21 protein-coding genes are annotated in these 24,233 nt (G+C 64.8%); 12 read left to right on the plus strand and 9 right to left on the minus strand.

The window, feature by feature from the left end:
* Positions 1-249: 249 nt before the first annotated feature.
* The 5 genes from ccmE to ccmA all read right to left on the minus strand — a co-directional run bounded on the left by ccmE (position 250) and on the right by ccmA (position 3,073).
* Positions 250-708 carry a cytochrome c maturation protein CcmE gene (ccmE, locus tag VC212_RS16120; protein WP_323526361.1) on the minus strand — a complete coding sequence of 153 codons (459 nt, stop codon included), beginning with the start codon at positions 706-708 and terminating at the stop codon, positions 250-252.
* A complete protein-coding gene (locus VC212_RS16125; protein WP_055852123.1) occupies positions 705-875 on the minus strand; it encodes a heme exporter protein CcmD in 171 nt (56 codons plus the stop codon). The genes ccmE and VC212_RS16125 overlap by 4 nt, the downstream gene beginning before the upstream one ends.
* A complete protein-coding gene (ccmC, locus tag VC212_RS16130) occupies positions 872-1,621 on the minus strand; it encodes a heme ABC transporter permease CcmC (RefSeq protein ID WP_055852126.1) in 750 nt (249 codons plus the stop codon). Before ccmC ends, VC212_RS16125 begins: the two co-directional genes overlap by 4 nt.
* Positions 1,622-1,733: 112 nt before the next feature.
* Positions 1,734-2,432: a heme exporter protein CcmB gene (ccmB, locus tag VC212_RS16135; RefSeq protein ID WP_323526362.1), complete on the minus strand. Its 699-nt coding sequence runs from the start codon at positions 2,430-2,432 to the stop codon at positions 1,734-1,736.
* Complete coding sequence (ccmA, locus tag VC212_RS16140; RefSeq protein ID WP_055852134.1) at positions 2,429-3,073, minus strand: heme ABC exporter ATP-binding protein CcmA; 645 nt, start codon at positions 3,071-3,073, stop codon at positions 2,429-2,431. Before ccmA ends, ccmB begins: the two co-directional genes overlap by 4 nt.
* Before the next feature lie 199 nt (positions 3,074-3,272).
* On the opposite strand from ccmA, the gene VC212_RS16145 reads away from it, so the two are divergent.
* Both VC212_RS16145 and VC212_RS16150 read left to right on the plus strand, forming a co-directional pair.
* Entirely contained in the window at positions 3,273-4,421 is a 1,149-nt protein-coding gene (locus tag VC212_RS16145; RefSeq protein WP_055852138.1) for a pyridoxal phosphate-dependent aminotransferase, read from the plus strand.
* A gap of 206 nt (positions 4,422-4,627) precedes the next feature.
* On the plus strand, positions 4,628-5,428 hold the full coding sequence (locus tag VC212_RS16150) for an amidohydrolase (RefSeq protein ID WP_323526363.1): 801 nt from the start codon (positions 4,628-4,630) through the stop codon (positions 5,426-5,428).
* Positions 5,429-5,514: 86 nt separating this feature from the next.
* On the opposite strand, the gene VC212_RS16155 is transcribed toward VC212_RS16150, so the two are convergent.
* A complete protein-coding gene (locus VC212_RS16155; RefSeq protein WP_055852145.1) occupies positions 5,515-6,285 on the minus strand; it encodes a glutaminyl-peptide cyclotransferase in 771 nt (256 codons plus the stop codon).
* Positions 6,286-6,448: 163 nt separating this feature from the next.
* Between VC212_RS16155 and VC212_RS16160 the strand changes: the two genes are divergently transcribed.
* Positions 6,449-6,886 carry a hypothetical protein gene (locus tag VC212_RS16160; RefSeq protein ID WP_055852149.1) on the plus strand — a complete coding sequence of 146 codons (438 nt, stop codon included), beginning with the start codon at positions 6,449-6,451 and terminating at the stop codon, positions 6,884-6,886.
* Positions 6,887-7,086: 200 nt separating this feature from the next.
* Here the strand turns inward: VC212_RS16160 and VC212_RS16165 are convergent, their stop codons facing one another.
* The 3 genes from VC212_RS16165 to VC212_RS16175 are packed head-to-tail and all read right to left on the minus strand — an operon-like array spanning position 7,087 to position 10,868.
* The gene (locus VC212_RS16165) at positions 7,087-8,736 is read right to left on the minus strand and encodes a pseudouridine synthase (RefSeq protein ID WP_055852152.1); all 1,650 of its coding nucleotides are present in this window, start codon (positions 8,734-8,736) and stop codon (positions 7,087-7,089) included.
* Positions 8,729-10,024, minus strand: coding sequence for an SMC-Scp complex subunit ScpB (scpB, locus tag VC212_RS16170; protein WP_323526364.1), 1,296 nt, complete (start codon positions 10,022-10,024; stop codon positions 8,729-8,731). The genes VC212_RS16165 and scpB overlap by 8 nt, the downstream gene beginning before the upstream one ends.
* A complete protein-coding gene (locus VC212_RS16175) occupies positions 9,963-10,868 on the minus strand; it encodes a ScpA family protein (RefSeq protein WP_055852158.1) in 906 nt (301 codons plus the stop codon). Before VC212_RS16175 ends, scpB begins: the two co-directional genes overlap by 62 nt.
* A 367-nt stretch (positions 10,869-11,235) precedes the next feature.
* Between VC212_RS16175 and VC212_RS16180 the strand changes: the two genes are divergently transcribed.
* From VC212_RS16180 to VC212_RS16220, 9 genes are all read left to right on the plus strand, one after another.
* The gene (locus tag VC212_RS16180) at positions 11,236-11,535 is read left to right on the plus strand and encodes a YciI family protein (protein WP_055852159.1); all 300 of its coding nucleotides are present in this window, start codon (positions 11,236-11,238) and stop codon (positions 11,533-11,535) included.
* A gap of 8 nt (positions 11,536-11,543) precedes the next feature.
* Positions 11,544-11,813: a BolA family protein gene (locus VC212_RS16185; RefSeq protein ID WP_055852162.1), complete on the plus strand. Its 270-nt coding sequence runs from the start codon at positions 11,544-11,546 to the stop codon at positions 11,811-11,813.
* Positions 11,814-12,157: 344 nt separating this feature from the next.
* Positions 12,158-13,180: a LacI family DNA-binding transcriptional regulator gene (locus VC212_RS16190; protein WP_055852166.1), complete on the plus strand. Its 1,023-nt coding sequence runs from the start codon at positions 12,158-12,160 to the stop codon at positions 13,178-13,180.
* Positions 13,181-13,283: 103 nt separating this feature from the next.
* Positions 13,284-16,262 (plus strand): TonB-dependent receptor, encoded by a 2,979-nt coding sequence (locus VC212_RS16195; RefSeq protein ID WP_115553890.1) that lies wholly within the window; start codon positions 13,284-13,286, stop codon positions 16,260-16,262.
* A 102-nt stretch (positions 16,263-16,364) separates the two neighbouring features.
* Positions 16,365-17,984 (plus strand): glucoamylase family protein, encoded by a 1,620-nt coding sequence (locus VC212_RS16200; RefSeq protein WP_115559005.1) that lies wholly within the window; start codon positions 16,365-16,367, stop codon positions 17,982-17,984.
* 3 nt (positions 17,985-17,987) lie between these two features.
* A complete protein-coding gene (locus VC212_RS16205) occupies positions 17,988-19,352 on the plus strand; it encodes a sugar ABC transporter substrate-binding protein (protein ID WP_323526366.1) in 1,365 nt (454 codons plus the stop codon).
* On the plus strand, positions 19,349-20,233 hold the full coding sequence (locus VC212_RS16210) for a sugar ABC transporter permease (RefSeq protein ID WP_115513129.1): 885 nt from the start codon (positions 19,349-19,351) through the stop codon (positions 20,231-20,233). The genes VC212_RS16205 and VC212_RS16210 overlap by 4 nt, the downstream gene beginning before the upstream one ends.
* Positions 20,230-21,066, plus strand: a complete 837-nt coding sequence (locus VC212_RS16215; RefSeq protein WP_005992271.1) for a carbohydrate ABC transporter permease — start codon at positions 20,230-20,232, stop codon at positions 21,064-21,066. The genes VC212_RS16210 and VC212_RS16215 overlap by 4 nt, the downstream gene beginning before the upstream one ends.
* A gap of 26 nt (positions 21,067-21,092) precedes the next feature.
* Positions 21,093-24,230 (plus strand): discoidin domain-containing protein, encoded by a 3,138-nt coding sequence (locus tag VC212_RS16220; RefSeq protein WP_323526367.1) that lies wholly within the window; start codon positions 21,093-21,095, stop codon positions 24,228-24,230.
* The last annotated feature ends 3 nt before the right edge of the window (positions 24,231-24,233 follow it).

Consider the following 24,233-nt stretch of genomic DNA (forward strand, 5'->3'; position numbering starts at 1 on the left):
ACACAGGGGCGTTACCGGAACACGTGTTTCCTGTCGTGCTGCGACGTTTTGTCGGAACACGCAGCTCCGATCTCTCAGTGCCAGGTTGCTTGGTGTGCACGGCCGCGCGGCGGCGTGCTGCCTGGCGGAACTTAAGCGACAGCATCAAAGACGGGTAAGCCGTCAACGCGGCACGATCCGCGCCGATGTCAGGGCTCTCACTTGCCTGCGCTTGCCGGTGACCCGGTCTGCCGCCACTGCTTCCGACCGTCACTGCGTCACCTTGCCTGGGACCACCTGGTGCTTGCGATGCGCGCTACCCATCTTGTCGGCCACTTCCTTCGGCATATAGGTTTCATCGTGCTTGGCCAGCACGTCTTCGGCCACGAACACGCCTTGCTGCATACGACCGGTGGCGACCACGGCCTGACCCTCGCGGAACAGGTCCGGCAGGATGCGGTCATAACGCACCGCCAGCTGCGCATCGCCGTCGGTGACGCGGAACTGCGCTTCCAGCGAACCGGAGGCGCGTTTGAATGAGCCTTTTTCGACCATACCGCCGAGCCGGAACCTAGCGTGGTCGCCGGCATCGCCGCGCAATACCTCCGACGGCGTGTACAGATACGCCACGTTGCGCTGCAAGGCCATCGCCACCAGCGTGGTCGCCAGCCCGGCGGCCAGCACCAGCGCCAGCACCAGCCACAGCCGGCGACGACGTTGCGGGTTCATCGGGTCAGCTCCGCATCGCTGGGCACCGTGCGCTTGCGCTCACGCAGGCGGCGCGCTTGCGCGATCTTCAAGGCACGACGCACCTGCCAGCGGCCGGCGATCAGGTCCCACAGCAGCACCAGCACAAACACCGCGTAGGCGGCGATCACGTAAGGCAGATAGCTCATGCCGCGCCCTCGGCATCGCGCACGATCCAGGCCTTGCCGGCCTCGCGGCGCAGGTTGTCGGCGCGCGCGCGGGTCAGCAGCGACCCGGCGAACCAGAACTTGGTGCCGATCACCATCAACCACAGCGGCAGCAGCATGCTGGCATCGATGGTGGACGGGCCGAGCAGCCGAATGCTCTGACCCTGATGCAGCGAGTTCCACCACACCACCGAATAACGGATCACCGGCAGCAGCGCCACGCCGACGATCGCCAATAACGCGGCCGCGCGTGCGGCTTGGCGACGGTCGTCGATGGCGTGATACAGGCCGATCACGCCCAGATACAAGAACAGCAGAATCAGTTCGGTTGTCAGGCGCGGGTCCCAGTCCCACCAGGCGCCCCACATCGGCTTGCCCCAGATGCTGCCGGTGAGCAGGGTGATCACGGTGAATGCCGCGCCGATCGGCGCGCATGCCATCGCCAGGATCTCGCACACTTTGATGCGCCAGATCAGCGCGATCGCCGCATACACCGCCATCAACCCGAACACGAACAAGCTCATCCACGCGCTCGGCACATGGATGTAGAGAATGCGGAAGCTATCGCCTTGCTGGTAGTCGGCCGGCACCGCAAACAGCGCCTGCCACATGCCTGCGCCCAGCAGCAATGCCGCCAGCGCGTAGCACCACGGCGCCCAGCGCGCGGTAAATCGGTCGAAGATCGGAGGTGAGGCGACTTGGTGGAACCAGCGGACGACGACGTTCATGCGATGGCGATGGCTCTTGGCGTGGCGATGGCTTTTTGCATGGAGACAGCTCTCGGTACGACACCGCCGAACGACTTACGGTGTCCCATCAATGGCGCATCTGCAACATCGATCAGCTGAGCGAAATCCGGATCGCCGCCGCTGCCGCCAACGGTGCCAGCACAATGCCGATCACCAATCCGGCGCCCAACAACAACAACGCACCCACCGTATCCTGTCCTTGCCCGCTGGCCGCAACGCTGCCGGCACCGAACACCAGCACCGGCACATACAGCGGCAACGCCAGCAACGCCACGAGAATACCAGAGCGTTTCATCGTCACCGTCAGTGCCGCAACCACTGCGCCGAGCAGACTCAATAACGGTGTACCCAATGCCAACGATGCCAGCAGCACCGGCAATTGGTCATGTGGCAGGTGCAGCAATTCGCCCAGCAACGGCGTCACTGCGATCAGCGGCAAGGCGCTGGTCGCCCAATGCAGCAGCACGCGCACGGCGATCAACCACGCCAGCGGCACCGGTGCCAGCAACCATTGCTCCATCGAGCCGTCTTCCACGTCGCTGCGGAACAGCGCGTCCAGCGACAGCAGGCCGGCCAGCAGCACCGACAGCCACAGCACCGCCGGCGCCGCCTGCGCCAGCAGGTCCGGGCGGCCACCCAGGCCCAGCGCAAACAACACCACGATCAGCAGCGCGAACAAGGCCGGCTGCAGCGCGTCGCTGCGACGGCGCCACAGCAATTGCAGATCGCGACGTAGCAGCGCGCGCGCGGCCTGCAGCAACGATGGTTGTGGCGACGGCGGCGTGCTCATGCTGCGGCCTCCAGGGTGAGCATTCGGGTGCGCACCGGCGGGGCCGCGTAGGCGCCATGCGTGGTGACCAGCGCCGCGCCGCCACCGCGCAGATGCGCGGAGATCATCCGGTTGACCAAGGTGATGCCGTCCAGATCGAGGTTGGCGTAGGGCTCGTCCAGCAGCCACAACGGCGCAGGCGACAACCATAGCCGCGCCAGTGCCAGCCGCTTGCGTTGCCCGGCCGACAACTGCCGCACCAGGGCATCTTCGTAGCCGGCCAGGCCCACGATGGCCAGCGCGCTGCCGGGCATCTGCTTGGCCCGCCGGCCATGCAGGCCACACAGAAAGTGCAGGTTTTCCAGCGTGCTCAAATCGGCCTTCAGGCCGGGCAGGTGCCCCAGGTAGGCCATGAAGCGACTGCGGTCGCTGCGCCGGGCGGTCTTGCCGTCGATCTGGATTTCGCCGTGTTCCACATGCAGCAGGCCGGCCAGCACCCGCAGCAAGGTGGTCTTGCCGGCGCCGTTGTCGCCCTGCACCAGCAGGGCTTCGCCGGCATCGACATGGAAATCCAGTGGGCCGAAGACCGGCTCCTCATTGCGGCTGAAGGCCAGCGCGCGCGCCGCCAGCAGCGGGGGCGCAGTGTGCAGCGGTTCGATCATCGGCGCAGCGGGCTCCCGTCGCAGGACGGCATGGGGAAGGGCGGGACAGGGCGCGCATTGTAGCGACGATGGCCGCGGCACGGGCGCACCGCAGCGGCGCGATGTGTCCGGGAACGCTGTTTTGCGGTGAGCCTGGCGCAACCGCACGGCCGCTTTGCGTACACTCGCGGTCCCCCGTTTCTTGTTCCGGACAGGCACGATGCCCCTCACGACCAAGCTGCCCAAGGTGGGCACCACCATCTTCACCGTCATGTCGCAGCTGGCGGCCGAACACGGCGCGGTCAACCTGGGACAGGGCTTTCCCGATTTCCCGGTGCCGCAGCGCCTGGTCGATGAGCTGGAAGCGGCCATGCGCGCCGGCCACAACCAGTACCCGCCGATGACCGGTGTTGCGTCGCTGCGGCAGGCCATCGCCGGCAAGGCCCAGCGCTGCTACGGCGCACAGGTCGACGCCGACACCGAAATCACCGTTACCAGCGGCGCCACCGAAGCGATCTTCAATGCCATTCACGCCGTGGTGCGGGCCGGCGAAGAAGTCATCGTGCTGGACCCGGCCTACGACTGCTATGAGCCGGCGATCGATCTGGCTGGCGCGCGCGCGGTGCATGTGGCGCTGCACCCGCAGACCTTTGCGGTCGATTGGCAGGCGCTGCGCGCGGCGATCACGCCGAAGACGCGACTGCTGATGATCAACTCGCCGCACAACCCGTCCGGCGCGATGCTCTCGGCCGAGGACATGCAGACGCTGACCGAACTGCTGCGCGGCACCGAGATCTTCTTGCTGTCCGACGAAGTCTACGAGCACATCGTGTTCGACGGCCGTCGCCACGAATCGGTATTGCGCTGGCCGGAACTGCGAGAGCGCGCGTTCGTGATTTCCAGTTTCGGCAAGACCTACCACTGCACCGGCTGGAAGATCGGCTATGCCATCGCACCGCCGGCGCTCACCGCCGAATTCCGCAAGGTGCATCAGTACAACACCTTCACCAGCTTCGGCCCGGCGCAGCACGCGTTCGCCGCGATGATCCGCGATGAGCCCGAGCACGACGAGCAGCTTGGCGCGTTCTATCAAGCCAAGCGCGACCGCTTCCGCGAGCAGCTGTTGACCACGCGCCTGATACCGCTGCCGGTGCCCGGCGGCTATTTCCAGCTGGTGGACTATTCGGCCATCAGCGATCTGCCCGATACCGAATTTGTGAAGTGGCTGACGATCGAAAAAGGCGTGGCCGCGATTCCGTTGTCGCCGTTCTACGAACAGGCACCAGCCGGTCAGCGACTGGCACGGCTGTGCTTTGCCAAGAACGACGCGACATTGGATGCGGCGATCGAACGTTTGCAGAAGCTCTGAGGGCCGGGAATCGGGAATCGGGATTGGGGAATCGTAAGAGCGTTACTGGACTCCTTCTTGATTCCTGCCGGCCCGGAACAGGGAATCGTGAGCGCGTTGCTTGTGTCCTTCTCGCCCCTCCGACGTTGTCACCCACATAGCGCACAGACACCACCACACCCGCTCTACCCATTCCCGATTCCCGACTCCCCATTCCCGAGCCTCCTATGCACGACCTGCGCATCTCCCTGATCCAAGGCGATACCCGTTGGCATGATCCGGCCGGCAATCGCGACTATTACGCTGCATTGCTGCAGCCACTGGCCGGGCAGACCGATCTGGTGATCCTGCCGGAGACCTTCACCAGCGGGTTCTCCAACGAGGCCATCGACAAGGCCGAAGGCATGGATGGGCCGACCGTGGAGTGGGTGCGTGCTCAGTCGGCGCGGCTGGGCGCTGCGGTCACTGGTAGCGTGCAGTTACGCACGCCCGAAGGCGTGTTCAACCGGCTGCTGTGGGCCACACCGGACGGGGCGCTGCAGTATTACGACAAGCGTCATCTGTTCCGCTTCGGCAACGAGCACCTGCGTTATGCGGCCGGGCGCGATCGCCTGTGCGTGGACTGGAAGGGTTGGCGGATCAATCCGCAGGTGTGCTACGACCTACGCTTTCCGGTGTTCTGCCGCAATCGCTTCGATGTCGAGCGGCCGGGCCAGCTGGATTTCGATCTGCAATTGTTCGTCGCCAACTGGCCGTCTGCGCGCGCGTATGCGTGGAAGACGCTGCTGCGCGCACGTGCGATCGAAAACCTGTGCTTTGTGGCAGCAGTCAACCGCGTCGGTATCGATGGCAATCAGCTGCATTACGCCGGCGACAGCGCAGTGATCGATTTTCTCGGCCAGCCGCAGGTGGAAATCCGCGAGCAGCCGCAGGTGGTCACCACCACCCTCAGTGCCGCGGCACTCGCCGAGCACCGTGCACGCTTCCCGGCAATGCTGGATGCGGATACGTTTGTGATCAGGGATTAGAGATTAGGGATTGATGCAAGCAGCCAAGGCACAGCCGTCCGCTCGCCTGCCGTTGCCAATCCCCAATCCCGACTCCCCAATCCCGGCTACTCAGCCAGCCGAATTTCGTAAAGCTGCGGCCAACGCTTGCCGGTGACGAATAGCCGATCGTGTTCGGCGTCGTAGGCGATGCCGTTGAGCACATCGTTGCTGGGGTCGGTCAAGGTGTCGGCATCGGGAACCAGCGCCTTCAAGTCGATCCAGCCGATCACCTTGCCGCTGGCCGGGTCGATCCGTGCGATGCGGGTGGTGAGCCAGACATTGGCCCACAACTCGCCCTTGACCCATTCCAGTTCGTTGAGGTTGTCCAACGGCTTGCCACCGGCGGTGACCTTGATGGTGCCGGTCTCCTGCAGCGTTTGCGGGTCCAGCCGGCGGATGCGGGCAGTGCCATCGCTCATGTACAGGTTGCGGTTGTCGCTGGTCAGCGCCCAGCCTTCGCCGGCGTAGGCGAAGTGCGAGCGCGGTGTCAGCGTGGCCAGGTCGTAGACGAAGCCCCGCTGGTTACGCCAGGTCAACTGAATCAGCCGGTCGCCCCAGGCCACGATGCCTTCGCCGTAGTAGGGCGAAGGCGTATCGGCCTGCTGCAGCACGCGGCCGGTTTCCAGCTCGACCTTGCGCACGCTGGAGTGGCCCAGCTCGCCGGTGCTCTCGTACAGATGCCCGTTGAGATAGAGCAGGCCTTCGGTAAAGGCAGCGGTGTCGTGCGGATAACGATTGACGACGGTATAGCCCCGGGTCGGAATCGTCTCGCCGCAATGCGCGAGCGACGGCAGCAACAGGGCGGCGAAGAGCAGTCTGTGGGCGATGCGTGACATGCGCGGATGATCCCACGGCGCGGCCGCTTCTGCAGCGCCACCCCTTGCGAGGCCCCGAGATAATGATTCGCTGAACGCGCGTTGGAGAGGTGCCGCCACCTTGTCGCGGCTGCCACATCGGCGCTGCTAGTCTCCGGCCACGTCCACCACCGGCAACGCACACATGATCAAGTCACTGTCTCTTTTTGCACTGCTTGGCGCGGCAACGCTTGCGCCGCAGGCACAGGCCGCCGGCAATATCGATTGCCAGCTGAAGTTCAACCTGTCCGGCTGGTCGGTGTTCTACAAGACCGCCAGCGGCACCGGCACCATCACCTGCGACAACGGGGCGGTCATTCCGGTCAAGATTTCCAGCAAGGGCGGGGGTCTGACGGTGGGCAAGTCCAAGATCACCGGTGGCCGCGGCTCGTTCTCCGGCGCCTACAGTCTGAATGACCTGTTCGGCACCTATGCCTCTGCCGAAGCGCATGCGGGCGTGGTCAAGTCCAGCACCGCGCAGGTGGTCACCAAGGGCGATATCTCGCTCGCGCTCGCCGGTACTGGCGAAGGCGTCGACCTGGGCGTTGCGGTCGGCAACTTCGTGATCGAACGCCGCAAGTAATGCGCGGGAGTTCTGGCAGCAGGTAGCGACGCCGCATGCGGTTTGCATGGTTGCGTTGCCGCCGATGTCAGCTGCGGGCAGCGGTTGGCGAATGAGATCGACCAGGTTGCACCGACCCATCGATCGAAGCGGCAACCACGTCGACCTCAATAAAAAACGGCCCCTCGCGGGGCCGTTTTTTTTAGTGCATGCAGCGTGGATCAGCGGCCGCGATTGCCGCCGCCAGGCGGACGACGGTTGCCGCCACCGGGCGGACGACCGCCCGGGCCACGCGGTGCACCACCGGGACCACCCGGTCCGCGCGCGCCGCCACCCGGACCGCCGGGGCCGCGATTGCCGGCCGCAGGTCCGCGGTTACCGCCCGGACCCGCCGGACGGCCGCCGCTCGGGCGGCTGGCAGGACGCGCGGCGCCATACGGGCTGGAACCCGGATTGGCATGATCGGACGGGAAGCTCGGCGCATTGCCCGGGTGACCATAGGGATGCTTGCGCTGCCCCTGGCCTTGACCCTGCGACTGACCTTGTCCACCGCCGCCGCCAGCAGCGCCACGGCCTTGACCCTGACCGCCGGCACCAGGACGCGCGCCGCCCGGACCCTTCTTGGCATACGGACGTGCCTGGCCGGTGCCAGGACCGCTGGGGCCGGCGTTGCGGTGGCCGCTCGGGCCGGTGCTCACGCCATCGGGCACATACCAGCTACGGAACGCGGCCGGGTTGCCATCCGGCAGTGCGCGGTCGCCCTTGCCGGGTGCGCGCGGCTTGAACGGGCGCTGCTGCGACTGCCGCGCGGCTGCTTCACCGCTGACGGTGAGACCACCCTTGAAACCGCCGGGCTTGCCGCGACCGCGGCCACCGCGATCGTCACGCGGGTTGTCGAAGCGACGCAGCTCGCGGCCTTCATCGGCGCCGGAGGTTTGCCCATTGACGTAGGCATTGCTGCGGCCATCGCGCGAGACGTGCACGGTCGACTTGGCAGCGCGACGCTGGCCGATCACCGGCTGCAGGGTCAGTGCCGACGGCGCGCCTTCTTCGAGCTTGAGCTCGGCGCGCAGGGCGTCGACCTTTTCCTGCACCACTTCCACCGACTGCCCACGCAGCAGTTCGCGCGGCAGCGAGATTTTGCCGTAGCGGCTGCGCTTGAGGCGACTGACCTGGCAGCCCTGCGATTCCCACAGACGGCGCACTTCACGGTTGCGGCCTTCCTTGACCACCACGCGGAACCAGTCGTGCGAATCGGTGCCGCCGATACGGTCGATTTCGTCGAACTTGGCGCCGCCGTCTTCCAGCAGCACACCGCGCGACAGGCGCTCGATGATGGCGTCGGAGACGTTCTCTTCGCCTTCCGGTGCACGCACGCGGACCACGTATTCGCGTTCGACCTCGTAGGAGGGGTGCATCATCGCGTTTGCCAACTCACCGTCGGTGGTCAGCAGCAGCAGGCCGGTGGTGTTGATGTCCAGGCGGCCGATGGCGATCCAGCGCGAGCCCTTCAATGCCGGCAGCGACTCGAACACGGTCGGTCGGCCTTCGGGATCTTCGCGCGTGGTCACTTCGCCTTCGGGCTTGTTGTAGATCAGCACGCGCGAGGGTTCGGTCAGCGCGCTGGCCACGAAACTGCGGCCGTCCAGCTCGATCTTGTCGCCGCTGCGCACCGACATGCCGGTCTGCGCGACGGCGCCATTGACCTTGATCAGGCCATCGGCAATGCGCTGCTCGAGCGCGCGGCGCGAGCCCAGGCCGGCCTGGGCCAGCACCTTGTGCAGGCGCTCTTCCAGCTTCGGCGCTTCGGGCGCGCTGTCGCGCTTGAGGGAAAGCTTGTTCAACGACAGCTTGCGGGGGGTGTCACTCATGTGTCTGGCTCCGGCCGACGCGTTGTGGGTCGGCCTCTGGGTCGGAATCGGCTTCGTCAACAGCCACGGTCGTCGTCGCGACGGCGTTGTCTTCGTCTTCGTTCACTGCATCCGCGCGCGTGCCCGGCGCGGTGTCGGGGTCGCCCTCGCGGGCGCTGTCTGGGTCTGGCGTGTGTTGCGTGTGCTGCGCCGAGGAGGCCTCGGGGTGGTGCGGTGTGTCGTCGCTCGGCGCGTCGGCGGTGTCGTCTGCCGTGCCGGCGTCGGCTACTTCTGTATCGGCGTCGTCGTCGGCGCTGGATGCCTGGTCGTCATTGGTGCTGTCGCTGCCGACATCACCATCAACATCGGTGCCGGCATCGATGTCGTTATCTATTTCAATCGAACGATGCGAATCCGCTGCAACGTCCGAGTCGCTTTCGCTGTCGGTCGGCGCACTACCGCTTGCGTCAACGGAAGTTTCGGCATCTGCATCGGACGCAGCGGCAAGCGCCGTCTCCGTCTCCGACGCATCCGATGCATGCTCATCGGCGTCGGCGTCGGCGTCGGCGTCGGCGTCGGCGTTGCCACCATCCGCGTCGGACGCCCCTGCATCGGCCTGGCCTTGCGCCGCATCCATCGCTGCCGAGGCCGGCACCACGCCATCCAGCTGACCATCGCGGTCCAGCGGCAGCTGCGGTTCCAGTTCGGCAATGTCCTTCAACTCAGACAATGGCGGCAGCTCGTCCAATCGCTTGAGCCCGAAGTAATCCAGAAAGCCCTTGGTGGTGCCGAACAGGGCCGGCTTGCCGGGCACGTCGCGGTGGCCGACCACGCGGATCCACTCGCGTTCTTCCAGGGCCTGGATGATGTTGCTGCTGACCGCCACCCCGCGCACCTGTTCGATCTCGCCACGCGTGATCGGCTGGCGATAGGCGATCAACGCCAGGGTTTCGAGGGTGGCGCGGGTGTACTTGGTGCGGCGCTCGGTCCATAGACGGGCGACCCAGCCGTGCACATCTGCCTTGACCTGGAAACGAAAGCCCGAGGCCACCTCGACCAGCTCCACGCCGCGCTCGGCGCAGCCCTCGCGCAGCAGTTCCAGCGCGCGCTCGACGCTGCCGGGCGGTGCCGGCTCTTCTTCCGGAAACAGGCCCTGCAGCTGCGCCAGCGTCAGCGGCTGGCTGCTTGCCAACAGGGCGGCTTCGATAATGCGGGTGATCAGCGCTTGATCCATTCGGTGATCGGCTTCAGATAGGTTCGTTGGCAGCGTCGCTGTCATCGAATTCGCTGGAGAATTGCAACGGCGCATTGGTGTTGCCCAACGCCAGCGACTTCACGTAGATCGGCGCCAGCGGCGCCTCCTGCACGATGTCCAGCAACTGCTCCTTGGCCAATTCGAGCAGCGCCAGGAAGGTGACCAGCACGCCGAGCTTGCCTTCTTCGGCAGTGAACAGCGATTCGAAGCGGTAGAACTTGCCGTCGTCCAGGCGGCTCAGCACATCGCCCATGCGCTGGCGCACACTTAGCGCCTCGCGCTTGATCGCATGGCCGGTGAACAGCTCGGCGCGCTTGAGCACGTCGTACAGCGCCATCAGCATTTCTTTCAGCTCCACCGGCGGCGGCAGCTTGACCGCTGCACGCTCGGGCAGATGCGCCTGCACCGGCGCGCTGTCACGGCCCATGCGGGGCAGGGTGTCCAGGTCTTCGGCGGCCTGCTTGAAGCGCTCGTATTCCTGCAGACGGCGCACCAGCTCTGCGCGCGGGTCGTCCTCTTCGCCTTCCTGGCTGGGTGGGCGCGGCAACAGCATGCGCGACTTGATCTCGGCCAGGATTGCAGCCATCACTAGATATTCGGCCGCCAGTTCGAAACGCAGTTCCTGCATCACGTTGATGTAGTCCACGTATTGCCGGGTGATCTCGGCGACCGGGATATCCAGGATGTCCAGGTTCTGACGGCGGATCAGGTACAGCAACAAATCCAGCGGACCTTCGAACGCGTCCAGAATCACTTCCAGCGCATCCGGCGGGATATACAGATCCTGCGGGATCTGCAGTACCGGTTGCCCATGCACGACCGCCAGCGGCATTTCCTGCTGCTGTGGGTGAGCGCTTGCGGCTGGCGGAGTCGCGGCGTGCGCGAGTTCGGAATTCATCAGGTCGACATCGGGTCTTACGGTCGCCGGCCGCGGTCTGAGCCGCGCCTGCAGGGCTTTGCCTTGAGTTATTGCGATCAATGTCGTGCCTGTTTCGGCACGATCCCACAAATTCACATACGCCGATCCACATACCATCAGGCGCCGCGTGGCATGCGGCGACGGAACAGCGAGGAGGTCGTCTACGCGAGCCGGCGGTGGGCAGCGAATCGGTCGTCGAATGAGGCGTGGGGCCTGGGCCGACGGGCCGCTGCGTCCGGTTGCGTGTGCAGTAAGCGTCAAGGGTAATGCGTGCGCGGGGGCGGTGTCCAGCGCTGACGCGGCTAGAATCCCTGCGACGATCTTCAAGTTCTGGGTGAGGTGGCATGTGTGGTACGTAATCGAAGGGTATGACGGGGTCGACGCATTGGCCGCGCGTCAGCAGGCGCGACCGGCCCATCTGGCGCGTCTGCAGGCGCTGGCCGCTGCGGGGCGGTTGCTGGTAGCGGGCCCGTGCCCGGCCATCGATGCGGAAGATCCGGGCCCGGCCGGTTTCAGCGGCAGCGTGGTGATCGCCGAGTTCGATGCGTTGGAAGACGCGCGCGCCTGGGCCGATGCCGATCCCTATGTGGCTGCGGGCGTCTACGTGCGCACAGAGGTCCGGCCGTTCCGCCGGGTACTGCCATGAGTACTGCCATGAGCCGGGTCGAGCGGATTCGCCAGGCGCTGCAATCGGCGTTGGCGCCTACCGAGCTGGAGGTGGTGGACGACAGCCACCGGCATGCCGGACACGCCGGCGCGCGCGATGGGCGCGGACATTTCAATGTGCGCGTGGTCAGCGCAGTGTTTGCCGGCAAGCCGCCACTGGCCCGTCACCGTGCGGTCTACGCTGCGGTGGGAGAGATGATGCAGACCGACATCCATGCCTTGTCGATCGAGGCGCTCGCGCCGGGCGAGGCGGGGTAAAGCGAACCCGCTGGACCAAACCACCGTCGCAGGAGCGCACCCGGGTGCGACGGGCATTGTCGATAACGCCCGCCGCGCCCGGGTGCGCTCCTACGTCGGTAGGGCCTGCGCGCCCATCGATGCAGCAACCCAACCAGCCCAAACGTGATCGACGTTCTGCTTCGTTTGTGGACACGTGGGTGCCGATTTGTTGCGTCGCAGCACATTTATTCACACCTCCATCACTTGCAGGCGCTTGATCTGTAAGCGTTTTCACAGGTGTGAAGATAGGGGTTTACGCCCGCTTATGAAAACGCTTACAGTCCGCGCCAGTTTTGGGAAGTCGGTCGCGGAGGGCGACACGAATGGCCAAGGGTGCGGTCACCATCAAAGATGTCGCTCGGGAAGCACAGGTCTCTGTCGCTACCGTGTCGCGTGCGCTCAATGGGCACGACAACGTTGCCGGGCCGGTGCGCCGGCAGGTCATGGAAGTGGCCGAGCGGCTGCGTTACAGCCCGCATGCAGCAGCCCGCAGCCTGAGTAGCCGGCGGTCCCAGACCCTGGGCGTGGTGCTGCCCGACCTGTATGGCGAATTCTTTTCCGAGTTGATCCGCGGCATCGATGGCGCGGCGCGCGCTGCCGGCCAGCACTTGCTGGTGTCCAGCTATCACGGCGACCCGGAAGCCCAGGGCAGGGCGCTGCGGTCGATGCGTGGACGCGTCGATGGCTTGCTGGTGCTCTCTCCCTACGCCGAGCAGCCGGGCTTTCTCACCGATAACCTGCCGCCGTCGCTGCCGACGGTGCTGATCAATGCGCATCTGCCCGGCGCCGGTTATCCGGTGCTGAGCATCGATGACCATGCCGGCGCCATGGCCATGACCGAGCATCTGCTGCGCGCCGGCCACCGGCGCATCGCCTTCATCGGCGGGCCGGCGCTCAATTTCGATGCGCGCGAACGCCTGCGCGGTTTCCGCGACGCGATTGCCGGGTTCGGCGACCAGGCGCAGGGAATGGAATATGCCGGCGACTTCGATGAAGCCTCCGGCCATCGCGCCGGGCTGGCAATGCTGGCCGCCGGCACCTTGCCCGATGCGGTATTTGCCGCCAACGACATGACCGCGCTCGGCTGCCTGTACGCGTTTGCGCAGGCCGATGTGTCGGTACCCGGCGATGTGGCATTGGCCGGATTCGACGACATCCCGCTGGCACGCTTCGTCCATCCGGCGCTGACCACGATGCGGGTCAGCATCGCGCGCCTGGGCGAGCAGGCGATGACCCGATTGATGCGGCTGGTGGAACTGCCCGGCCATGACGACGGTATCCGCCAACTGCTCACGCCCGAGCTGGTGATACGCGCTTCCTGCGGTGCCGGCGAGCCCGGCCCCTGACTTTCGCGGACGTTCTGTCCGCTCCCGCTGCTCCCCCGCAGCGGTCGTTCCTGCTGGTTTGCAACACCACAACAACAATTTGTACCGATCCCTGGAGGGACCAATGCGCCACCACCACCCCCATTCCGCACGCCCGGCGCGCAAGCTGCTCAGCTGTGCCCTGGCCAGCTGCCTGCTCCTGGGCGCCGCGCCTGCATTTGCGCAGAGCACTGCCGCGACCATCCGCGGCCAGGTCACCGTCGACTCGGCACCTGCGGCGCAGGCCCAGGTAACCGCGACCAATCTCGCAACCGGCCTGACCCGTAGCGTGCAGGTCAACAATGGCGGTTACTCGGTCGGTGGTCTGCCGCCGGGCTCGTACCGCATCGACGTCACTGCCAATGGCCAGACCAGCTCGCAGAATGTGACCGTGCAGGTCGGCCAGACGGCCACCTTGAACCTGGGCGTTGGCGGCGAGCAGGCCACGGCCGAAGGTGGTAACGCCACCACGCTGGACGCGGTGCAGGTCAAGGCACCGCCGGTGCTGGTGGAGACGCGCACCTCCGAAAACGCCACCTACATTTCCAACGTGCAGATCCAGAACCTGCCGCGTGCCACGCGCAACTTCCTGGAACTGGCCGACACCGTGCCGAACGTGCAGTTCACCCGCGACGCCAACGGCACCACCAAGGTGCGCTCGGGCGCCACCTCGGCCGAAGGCACCAACGTTTACATCGACGGCGTGAGCCAGAAGAACTACGTGCTGACCGGTGGCGTCAGCGGCCAGGATTCCAGCCGCGGCAACCCGTTCCCGCAGTCGGCGATCGGCGAATACAAGGTCATCACCTCCAACTACAAGGCCGAGTTCGATCAGGTCAGCGGCGCGGCCATCGTGGCTTCGTCCAAGTCCGGCACCAACGATTTCCACGGCAGCTTCTTCTGGGACACCAGCAATGACGGCTGGCGCGAAGAAAGCCCGCTGGAGAAGAAGGCCGGCGTGCGCGACGACTTTGAAGAAACCCAGTACGGCGCCACCTTCAGCGGCCCGATCCTCAAGGACAAGGCGCATTTCTTCATCGCCTATGAAGCCAAGGAATACACCACCCCCAACGTGGTGATCCCCGGCTCGATCTATTCAGACCGCATCGACCAGTTGCCGGCGCAGCTGCAGCCGCTGGTGGCCACTTACAGCACCCCGTTCAAGGAAGACCTGTACTTCGGCAAGATCGACTGGACCATCGGCGACAACAACCTGTTCGAGCTGACCGGCAAGTACCGCAAGGAGGACGAGCTCAACGACGTCGGCCGCACCTCGACCTACGAGCACGGCAGCATCAATGGGCAGGAAGAAAAGCGCGCCAACCTGCGCTGGCAGTACAGCGGCGCCAACTTCCTCAACGAAGCCAATCTGAGCTACGAGAGCGCGTTCTGGAACCAGGCGCCGCTCAACAATGGCAGCGGCTACGTGCTGAGTTATGCGCCGGTACGCGGCATCGAAGACGAAGTGCTGTCAGCCGGTGCCGGCGGCAGCTTCCAGCGCAAGGGCCAGAAGGGCTGGACCTTCCAGGACGATCTGACCTTGAACAGCCTGGAATGGCACGGCGCGCACACCGTCAAGATGGGCGTGAAGTTCAAGAGCATCGATCTGGATTCGACCCAGTTCAACCCGGCCAATCCGCAGTACTACTACAACATCCTCACCGATGTCGAAACGCCGTACCGCGTGCGCTTCGGCGCGCCGTTGACCGAAGGTGGCGGCTCGGTTGTGTCCAAGAACAAGCAGTACGGCATCTACCTGCAGGACGACTGGGAGGTCAACGAGCACTGGACCCTCAACCTGGGCGTGCGCTACGACTACGAAGAAACCCCGGCATTCTTGGACTTCGTCACGCCGTCCGATGTAGTCGGTGCGTTGCAGAACTGGCCGAACCTGCAGAACGCCAACTACAACATCAACAACTTCATCAGCACCGGCAACAACCGCAAGGCGTTCAAGAATGCCTGGCAGCCGCGTCTGGGTGCCTCCTACGACCTGTTCGGCGACCAGGCCCACGTGATCTACGGCGGTGCCGGCCGTGCCTACGACCGCAACATCTTCGATTACCTGGCACTGGAGCAGCTCAACAACTCCTTCAAGTCGTACAGCTACTACTTCACCAGCGCCAACAACCCGGCCTGCCTGGGCGACCCGTGCACGGCATGGAATCCGTCCTTTGCGACCCAGGAAGGGCTCGATGCACTGGCGGCGACCAGCGCTGGCGGCGGTGGGCGTGAAATCTATCTGATCGACAACAACATCAAGACCCCGTACTCCGACCAATTCAGCATCGGCATGCGCAACATGGTGCCGCTATGGGGCCAGGACTGGTTCACCGATGTGACCCTGAGCCGCATCGAGAGCCACGACGGCTTTGCGTTCGTGCGCGGCAACCGTCTGCCTGATGGGTCGTTCTTCCAGCCGGGCACCACCTCGGGCGCGCCCACCGACGGACCGGATGGCTATAGCGCCATCGTGCTGGGCACCAATGGTGTGGAAACCCGCAACAACCAGCTCGCGTTGCAGATCGAAAAGCCCTTCGACGAAGAATCCGGTTGGGGCCTGACGGTGGCCTACACCTATTCCGACGCCAAGGAAAACCGTCAGTTCGGCGAGCACTATGCGCTGGACCGCGAGCGCGTCGAAGACTATGGCTGGCGTGAAGCCGGCGGTATCGCGAAGAACCGCCTGGTGGTCACCGGCATCTACGAGCTGCCCTATGAGGTCAAGCTGTCCGGCAAGCTGTCGCTGGCCAGCCAGACCGCGCGCTACGGCCAGAATTGCCTTGCCGGCAACGACCAGTGCGACATCATCCAGTTCAAGCCGGATGGCACGTTGGGCTACAAGGAGTTCAGCATTGCCGCCAACAAAGAGTGGGATACCGGTGCAGGTGTCAAATTCAACGTGCGTGCGGATATCCTCAACGTGTTCAATTGGGTGAACTACGCCAACTTTAACGGCGATACCGGGACACTGTCGGACTTGAATACGGCTTACGGCACACCGACCGGTGTGCTGGCGTCGCCGATGCGTACCTTCCGTCTGGCCTTCGGCCTGAACTGGTGAGGTGCTCGACCGCCCTGGCATGAGGCCAGGGCGGTCGAACTCGGCGCTTGGATAGGGTAGGTTGGCGTGCGAGATGTAATCGATTACACAAGTGGGGGGCGGATGGACAGGGGCAACACGTCGCGTTGGTTGACGATTCCACTCTTGCTGGGCGCGCTGGTGCTGGCGTCCTGCAAACAGGCCGAGGAGCCGAAGGTGGTCGAACAGAAGGCACCGGTGAAAGTGATATTGATCGAGGCGCAGTTGCCTCCCAAGCCGGTCAAGCCACCGCTGCCGCCGCTGTTTTCGGACATCGAACGCCGCACCTTCCAGTTTTTCTGGGACACCACCAATGAACTCAACGGATTGTCTCCGGACCGGTTTCCGTCGCGTCCGTTCGCCAGCATCGCCTCGGTCGGGTTTGCGCTGACCGCGTATCCGATCGGCATCGAGAACGGCTGGGTCAGCCGCAATCAGGCGATCGATCGCACCCTGACCACACTGAAATTCTTCCGCGATGCGCCGATGGGGCCGCAGCGGACCGGTAGGGCCGGCTACAAGGGCTTCTACTATCACTTTCTGGATATGCAGCAGGGCAACCGTTACGACAGCTGGGTCGAGCTGTCGAGCGTGGACACCGCGCTGCTGATGATGGGCGTGTTGTTTACCCAGTCGTATTACGACGGCGACGACCCGCGCGAGAAAGAAATCCGCCAGATCGCCGACACGCTGTACAAGCGCGTGGACTGGCGCTGGCTGCAGCAGCGTGCGCCGCTGATCTCCATGGGCTGGTTCCCGGAGAGCGGCTTCATCGATCACGACTGGATGGGCTACAACGAGGCGATGATGCTGTACATCCTCGCGCTCGGCTCGCCCACCCACGGCGTCGACCCGGAGGCGTGGACCAGCTGGACACGCACCTACAACAACGACTGGGGCGTCTACCAAGGCCAGGAATACCTGTCCTTCGGCCCGCTGTTCGGTCACCAATACAGCCATGTCTGGATCGACTTCCGCGATATCCAGGACCAGTACATGCGCGAACGCGGCATCGACTACTTCCTCAATAGTCGCCGCGCCACCCTGGCGCAGCGCGACTACGCCATCGACAACCCGATGAAGTGGAAGGACTACGGCGAAAACGTCTGGGGCCTGACCGCCGGCGACGGCCCGCAGAACACCAGCCAGGAATACCGCGGCGAGCAGCGCCAGTTCCGCCACTACTCCTCGCGCGGCGCCGGCCTGCGCGAGAACTTCGACGACGGCACCATCGCACCAACTGCGGCTATTTCCTCGATCGTGTTCGCCCCGGAAGTGGTGATCCCGGCTACCGAAGAGATGCACAAGCGCTACGGCGACTTCCTGTATTCCAGCTATGGTTTTCTGGATTCGTTCAACCCCAGCTTCAACTACGACATCCCGCTCAAGACCGGGCGCATGGTGCCGGACCGGGGCTGGGTGGCCAGCGATTACATCGCCATCGATCAGGGCCCGATCCTGGCGATGATCTCCAACTACCAGAACGAATTCGTCTGGACGGTGATGAAAAAGAACGCCTACATCCGCGCCGGTCTGGAACGCGCCGGATTCACCGGTGGCTGGCTCACGCCCGAGGGTGAGCCGCAGCCGCTGCCGCAGAAGGACGAGCAAAAGGCCGCTGCACGCTCGCTGGGCATGGCCGAGTCGCGTGCCGCTGCCGCCCAGGCCCAGCAAGACCCCTCGCAACGCCAAAAACCCGAGTAATCCGTGCGCCTTTTGAAACTGTTGATGTTGGCCGCCGCCCTGTGTGCAGGTGCGGCTGGATGCAACCGCTCCGATCCCGCCAAGACCACCGTGCGCTTCTGGGCCATGGGCAAGGAGGCCGAAGTGGTGGCCGAGCTGGTGGCCGACTTCGAGAAGCAGAACCCGGACATCCAGGTCGATGTGCAGAACATCCCGATGACCGCGGCGCACGAAAAACTGCTCACCGCCTTCGCCGCCGACGGCTTGCCGGACGTGTGCCAGCTCGGCAACACCTGGCTGCCGGAGTTTGCGTTGCTGGACACGCTGGAACCGATGCAGCCCTACGTGGCGCGCTCGAAGATCGTCGACCCGGCGGACTACTTCCCCGGCGTGTGGGACACCAACGTGGTCGATAACACCTTGTACGGGGTGCCGTGGTACGTGGACACGCGGCTGCTGTTCTACCGCAAGGATCTGCTGCGCGAGGCCGGCTACAGCGAAATGCCCAAGACCTGGGCCGAGATGGAACAGGTGATGGCCGCGATCAAGCGCAAGGTCGGCCCGGACCGTTACGCCATCCTGATGCCGCTCAACGAATTCGAGCAGCAGCTCTCGTTCGCGCTGCAGCAGGACGACCGTCTGCTGCGCGACCACGACAATTACGGCAACTTCCGCGGCGAAGGGTTCCGCAAGGCGCTGGCGTTCTACGACGGCATGTACCAGAAAGGCTGGGCGCCCAAGGTGTCGGAAACCCAGGTCTCCAACGTCTGGTACGAATTCTTCAACGGCTACTACGCGTTCTATCTGTCCGGACCCTGGAACGTGCGCGAGTTCAAGCTGCGCCAGCCGCCGGGCATGGAAGGCAAGTGGGGTACCGCCGCACTACCCGGGCCCAATGGTTTAGGCGCGGGCATCGCCGGCGGTTCCAGCCTGGTGATCTTCAAATCGTCGCAGCACAAGGACGCGGCCTGGAAGCTGATCGAATATCTGTCCCAGCCCACGGTGCAGGCGCGCTTCCACGCCATCATCGGCGACCTGCCGCCGCGGCGCAGTACCTGGAAGCTGCCGTCGCTGGCCAACGACGAACTGGCGCATGCCTTCGGCGACCAGCTGGAACGGGTCAAGGCCACGCCCAAGGTGCTGGAGTGGGAGCGCATCGTGCAGGAAATGCGCTTGGTGACCGAGCGCGTGGTGCGTGGCGGTCAATCGCACGAAGCGGCCGTGCAGGAACTGGATAAACGCGTGGACGACATCCTGGCCAAGCGCCGCTGGATCTTTGAACAGGAAGGCGGGCATGTCGGGCCGGCCGGCACGTCGGGTGCGCCCGCCACCATGCCCACGCCGGACGCAGCAGCGGCTGCAGCCAGCGGCAAGGGAGCGGCACGATGATGAAGCGCAATTCCGTCGCCGGCTGGGTGTTCGCCGCGCCGTCGATCATGGTGCTGGGCATGTTCTTCGGCGTGCCGGTGTTCGCCGCGCTGGTGCTCAGCGTCACCGACTTCGACCTGTACGCGCTAGCCGACAGCAGCCACCTGCGCTTCGTCGGCTTGGGCAATTACATCGAGCTGCTGCAGACGCCGCTGTTCTGGAAGTCGTTGTGGAACACCACCTACTTCGTGCTGCTGGGCGTGCCGATGTCGATCGGCGTGTCGCTCGGCGCAGCGCTGCTGCTCAACGCCAAGGCCTCGCGCTTCAAGGCGGTGTTCCGCACCGCACTGTTCGCCCCGGTGGTGACTACGCTGGTGGCGGTGGCGGTGATCTGGCGCTACCTGTTCCATATCAAATATGGCCTGGTGAACTTCGGGCTGAGCCATCTGGGCATCGCCCCGATCGACTGGCTGGGCGATCCGCGTTGGGCGATGCCCACCATCATGCTGTTCGCGGTGTGGAAGAACTTCGGCTACAACATGGTGATCTTCCTGGCCGGCTTGCAGGCGATTCCGCAGGACCTGTATGAGGCCGCGCGCATCGATGGCGCCTCGCGCTGGAAGCAGTTCCTGCACATCACCTTGCCGATGCTCGGCCCGGTGCTGATGGTGGTCGGGGTGATCACCATCTCCGGCTACTTCCAGCTGTTTGCCGAACCGTACGTGATGACCCGCGGCGACCCACTGCAGAGCACCGTCAGCGTGCTGTATTTCATGTTCGAAGAAGGCTTCAAATGGTGGAACCTCGGCCGCGCGTCGGCAGTGGCGTTCCTGTTGTTCCTGATCATCCTGGCGGTGACCACCGTGATGCTGCGCTTCGGCCGCAAGAGGGACCTGATATGAGTCGTGATGTCGGCGAGTCGCGCTGGAACGCCGTGCTGATCAATGGCGGCTTGCTGGTGCTGGCCTTGATCAGCCTGGCGCCGTTGCTGTGGATGCTGTCGGTGTCGTTCATGCCCACCGGCGAGGCCAGCCGGTTCCCGCCGCCGATGCTGCCGTCGGCGTTCACCCTGGCCAACTACCACGAGCTGTTCGCGCGCACCGGTATGGCGCGTAACTTCGCCAATAGCCTGCTGGTGTCAGGGCTGATCACGCTGGGCTCGTTGCTGATCAACACCATGGCCGGCTATGCCTTCGCCAAGCTGCAGTTCGTCGGCCGCGAGCGCATCTTCAAGATCCTGATGGCCGCGCTGGTGATCCCGGCGCAGGTGGCGATGCTGCCGCTGTTTCTGTTGATGAAGCAGCTGCATCTGGTCAACAACATCGGCGGGGTAGTAGTGCCGGCGCTGGCCACGGTGTTCGGTATTTTTCTGGTGCGCCAGTACGCGCGCAGCATTCCCGATGAGTTGATCGAAGCCGCACGCATCGATGGCGCCAGCGAGATGCGGATCTTCTTCCAGATCGTGCTGCCGATGCTCAAGCCGGTGCTGGTCACCTTGACCATCTTCACCTTCATGGGCTCATGGAACGACTTCATGTGGCCGCTGATCGTGCTCACCGATCAGGAGCAATACACCTTGCCGGTGGCGCTGGCGGCGCTGTCGCGCGAGCACATCATGGACGTGGAACTGATGATGGCCGGCGCAGTGGTGACGGTGATTCCGGTGCTGCTATTGTTCCTGGCGCTGCAGCGTTACTACATTCAAGGTCTTCTGCTGGGGAGTGTGAAGGGGTGAAGCCGATGATCCGGGCAGTGCTTGCCATGGCCGCTGTTGCCAGTGGTGCGGGTGTGGCGCAGGCGCAGGAGCGCGTGCTCGACGGCTTCAACGACATCGGCGCCTGGCGCCTGGTAGTGTCAAACCAGGTCAGCGGTTCGCTGCGCCCGGTGGCGACGCCCTCCGGTGGGCATGCGCTGTGCCTGGATTACCACTTCAACGGCGTCTCCGGCTACGTGGGCATCCGCCGCGCGCTGCCGCTCGAATACCCCGATAACTACCGCATCGGGTTTTCGCTACGCGGCGAATCGCCGTCCAACGATCTGCAGCTCAAGCTGATCGATGCCAGCGGCGACAACGTGTGGTGGGTCAACCGGCCGGGCTTCAATTTCCCGAAGAACTGGACCACCTTCAACTACCGCAAGCGCAACATCGAAAAAGCCTGGGGTCCGGGTGCGGACAAGCAGCTGCGCAGCAGCGCGGATGTCGAGTTCACCATCTACAACAAGGTTGGTGGCAAGGGTTCGGTGTGCTTCGACCGCCTGACGCTCACCCCATTGCCGCCGGAAGACACCTCGCCGCTCAAGGCCGAGGCCATCACCGACACTGCGCCGGCGTTGGAGCAACGCCTGGCCGATGGCAAGCCCGACACCTTCTGGCTCAGCGGTGCGGTCAAGCAACAGACCGTCACGCTGGATCTGGGCAAGGTGCGCGAATTTGGTGGCGCGGTGGTGCAGTGGGTGCCCGGCCTGCAGGCTTCGCAATACGCGGTGCGTGCATCGGCCGATGGCCGCAGTTGGCGCGACCTGCGCACGGTCACCGCCGGTGCCGGCGGCACCGATTGGCTGGCGTTGCCCGATACCGAAGCACGCTATCTGCGTTTCGATCTGAAGGACGGCCCGAATTGGCGCTACGGCATCAAAGAGGTGCAGTTGCAGCCGCTGGCGTTTGCGGCAACGCCCAACGACTTCATCAAATCGCTGGCCGGCCAGTTGCCGCGTGGCAGTTATCCGCGCGGGTTTTCCGGCGAGCAGCCGTACTGGACCATCCTCGGTCTGGACGGCGGCACCGAGCAGGGCCTGATCGGCGAAGACGGTGCGGTGGAAGTGGGCAAGGGCGGTTTCAGCATCGAGCCGTTCGTGGTCACCGGTGGCAAGGTGCTGCACTGGTCCGACGTCAGCAGCGAGCAGAGCCTGCAGGACGATTACCTGCCGATTCCCAGCGTCGACTGGCACCACGACCTGATGAATCTGCGTGTCACCGCGTTTGTGCAGGGCACTCCGGATCAGGCACAACTGGTCGCACGCTATCAGCTGCACAACACCGGCAAGGAGGCACGTGAGTTCACCCTGGCCCTGGCGGTGCGTCCGTTCCAGGTCAACCCGCCGTCGCAGTTCCTCAACACCCTGGGCGGCGTCAGCCGGATCGAGCAACTGGCGGTGGATGGCGCGCAGGTCAGCGTCAACGGCAAGCCGCGCGTCTTCGCCGCGCAACGTCCCGATGCCAGCTTCGCCAGCGCCTTCGACAGCGGTATGGATGTCAGCCATCTCACCGCCGCCACGCCGCCTACGCTCACCCAGGTCAAGGACGAAACCGGCCTGGCGTCGGGCGTGCTGCTGTATCGCTGGAAGCTCGAGCCCGGCCAGAAGCGCGAAGTGGCGCTGGTGATCCCGCAGACCGGCGCGGCGCAACTGCCCGCCGGCTTCGATGCCGACGCCGCGCAGCAGCAGGTGGCCCAGCAGTGGCGCGGCAAGCTTGATCGCGTGCGCATCAGCGTGCCGGCCGAAGGCAAGCCGGTGGTCGATACGCTGCGCACGGCGCTGGCGCACATGCTGATTTCGCGCATCGGCCCACGTCTGCAGCCGGGAACGCGCTCGTATTCGCGCAGCTGGATCCGCGATGGCGCGATGATTTCCGAAGGCCTGCTGCGGCTCGGCCGCGAAGACGTGGTGCGCGACTACGTGGATTGGTTTGCGCCGTATCAATTTGCCGACGGTATGGTGCCGTGCTGCGTGGACGACCGTGGCAGCGACCCGGTGCCCGAAAACGACAGTCATGGCGAACTGATCTACAACGTCGCCGAGTACTACCGCTACACCGGCGACAGGCCGTTCCTGGAGAAGATGTGGCCGCATGTCACCGGCGCCTTCGACTACATGGAAAAACTGCGCGCCAGCGAGCGCACCGAAGACAACTTCATGCGTAACCCGGCGTTCTACGGAATGATGCCGGTGTCGATCAGCCACGAAGGCTATTCGGCCAAACCGGTGCATTCGTACTGGGACAACTTCTGGGCGCTGCGCGGCTACAAGGACGCCACGATGCTGGCCGGCGTGCTCGACAAGCCGGAGGACGTCACCCGTTTCAGCGCTGCACGCGACGAATTCAGCGGCGACCTGATCGCCTCGCTGGGTGCGGCGGTGCGCGAGCACAAGCTCGATTTCCTGCCCGGTTCGGCCGAACTCGGCGATTTCGACGCGACCTCCACCACCATCGCGTTGACACCGGGCGGCGAGCAGCAGCGCCTGCCGCAGGAGCTGCTGACCAATACCTTCGAACGCTATTGGAAAGAATTCTCCGATCGCCGCGACGGCAAACGCGAGTGGAAGGACTACACCCCGTACGAATGGCGCAACGTCGCCGCGTTCGTGCGGCTGGGCTGGCGCGAGCGTGCTTGGGATGCCACCGCATTCTTCTTCAAGGATCGCGCGCCGCAGCCCTGGAATCAGTGGGCCGAGGTGGTCTCGCGCACGCCGCGTACACCGTTCTTCGTCGGCGATCTGCCGCACGCCTGGGTCGCATCGGACTTCGTGCGTTCGGTGCTGGACATGTTCGCCTACACGCGTGAGTCCGACCAAAGCATCGTGATCGCCGCTGGCACGCCGACTCGCTGGTTCGAAGGCAAGGGCATCGGCATTGCCGAATTGCGCACGCCGTACGGCCGCCTCAACTACACGCTGCAGCGCACCGAAAAGCAGCTATCGCTGCAACTGCAACCCGGCCTGTTGCTGCCGCAGGGCGGCGTGGTGTTTGTCTGGCCGTATCAGGGCGAACCCGGCAAGGCGAGCGTCAACGGCGAAACCGTGGAGTGGCAGAACGGTGAGCTGCGGATCCAGCAGATACCGGCCACCGTGCAGATCGATGTGCCCAGCGCGGTGCGGCGGGCCGAGCGCGCTACGCAATGACGG

Source organism: Xanthomonas sp. WHRI 8932A (genome assembly GCF_035012785.1).
Taxonomy (GTDB): Bacteria; Pseudomonadota; Gammaproteobacteria; order Xanthomonadales; family Xanthomonadaceae; genus Xanthomonas.

What these genes read in the sequence shown, in the direction of transcription:
- ccmE (WP_323526361.1), bottom strand. Translation starts at nt 708, where the DNA reads ATGAACCCGCAACGTCGTCGCCGGCTGTGGCTGGTGCTGGCGCTGGTG.
- VC212_RS16125 (WP_055852123.1), bottom strand. Translation starts at nt 875, where the DNA reads ATGAGCTATCTGCCTTACGTGATCGCCGCCTACGCGGTGTTTGTGCTG.
- ccmC (WP_055852126.1), bottom strand. Translation starts at nt 1,621, where the DNA reads ATGAACGTCGTCGTCCGCTGGTTCCACCAAGTCGCCTCACCTCCGATC.
- ccmB (WP_323526362.1), bottom strand. Translation starts at nt 2,432, where the DNA reads ATGAGCACGCCGCCGTCGCCACAACCATCGTTGCTGCAGGCCGCGCGC.
- ccmA (WP_055852134.1), bottom strand. Translation starts at nt 3,073, where the DNA reads ATGATCGAACCGCTGCACACTGCGCCCCCGCTGCTGGCGGCGCGCGCG.
- VC212_RS16145 (WP_055852138.1), top strand. Translation starts at nt 3,273, where the DNA reads ATGCCCCTCACGACCAAGCTGCCCAAGGTGGGCACCACCATCTTCACC.
- VC212_RS16150 (WP_323526363.1), top strand. Translation starts at nt 4,628, where the DNA reads ATGCACGACCTGCGCATCTCCCTGATCCAAGGCGATACCCGTTGGCAT.
- VC212_RS16155 (WP_055852145.1), bottom strand. Translation starts at nt 6,285, where the DNA reads ATGTCACGCATCGCCCACAGACTGCTCTTCGCCGCCCTGTTGCTGCCG.
- VC212_RS16160 (WP_055852149.1), top strand. Translation starts at nt 6,449, where the DNA reads ATGATCAAGTCACTGTCTCTTTTTGCACTGCTTGGCGCGGCAACGCTT.
- VC212_RS16165 (WP_055852152.1), bottom strand. Translation starts at nt 8,736, where the DNA reads ATGAGTGACACCCCCCGCAAGCTGTCGTTGAACAAGCTTTCCCTCAAG.
- scpB (WP_323526364.1), bottom strand. Translation starts at nt 10,024, where the DNA reads ATGCGCCGTTGCAATTCTCCAGCGAATTCGATGACAGCGACGCTGCCA.
- VC212_RS16175 (WP_055852158.1), bottom strand. Translation starts at nt 10,868, where the DNA reads ATGAATTCCGAACTCGCGCACGCCGCGACTCCGCCAGCCGCAAGCGCT.
- VC212_RS16185 (WP_055852162.1), top strand. Translation starts at nt 11,544, where the DNA reads ATGAGCCGGGTCGAGCGGATTCGCCAGGCGCTGCAATCGGCGTTGGCG.
- VC212_RS16190 (WP_055852166.1), top strand. Translation starts at nt 12,158, where the DNA reads ATGGCCAAGGGTGCGGTCACCATCAAAGATGTCGCTCGGGAAGCACAG.
- VC212_RS16195 (WP_115553890.1), top strand. Translation starts at nt 13,284, where the DNA reads ATGCGCCACCACCACCCCCATTCCGCACGCCCGGCGCGCAAGCTGCTC.
- VC212_RS16200 (WP_115559005.1), top strand. Translation starts at nt 16,365, where the DNA reads ATGGACAGGGGCAACACGTCGCGTTGGTTGACGATTCCACTCTTGCTG.
- VC212_RS16210 (WP_115513129.1), top strand. Translation starts at nt 19,349, where the DNA reads ATGATGAAGCGCAATTCCGTCGCCGGCTGGGTGTTCGCCGCGCCGTCG.
- VC212_RS16215 (WP_005992271.1), top strand. Translation starts at nt 20,230, where the DNA reads ATGAGTCGTGATGTCGGCGAGTCGCGCTGGAACGCCGTGCTGATCAAT.
- VC212_RS16220 (WP_323526367.1), top strand. Translation starts at nt 21,093, where the DNA reads ATGGCCGCTGTTGCCAGTGGTGCGGGTGTGGCGCAGGCGCAGGAGCGC.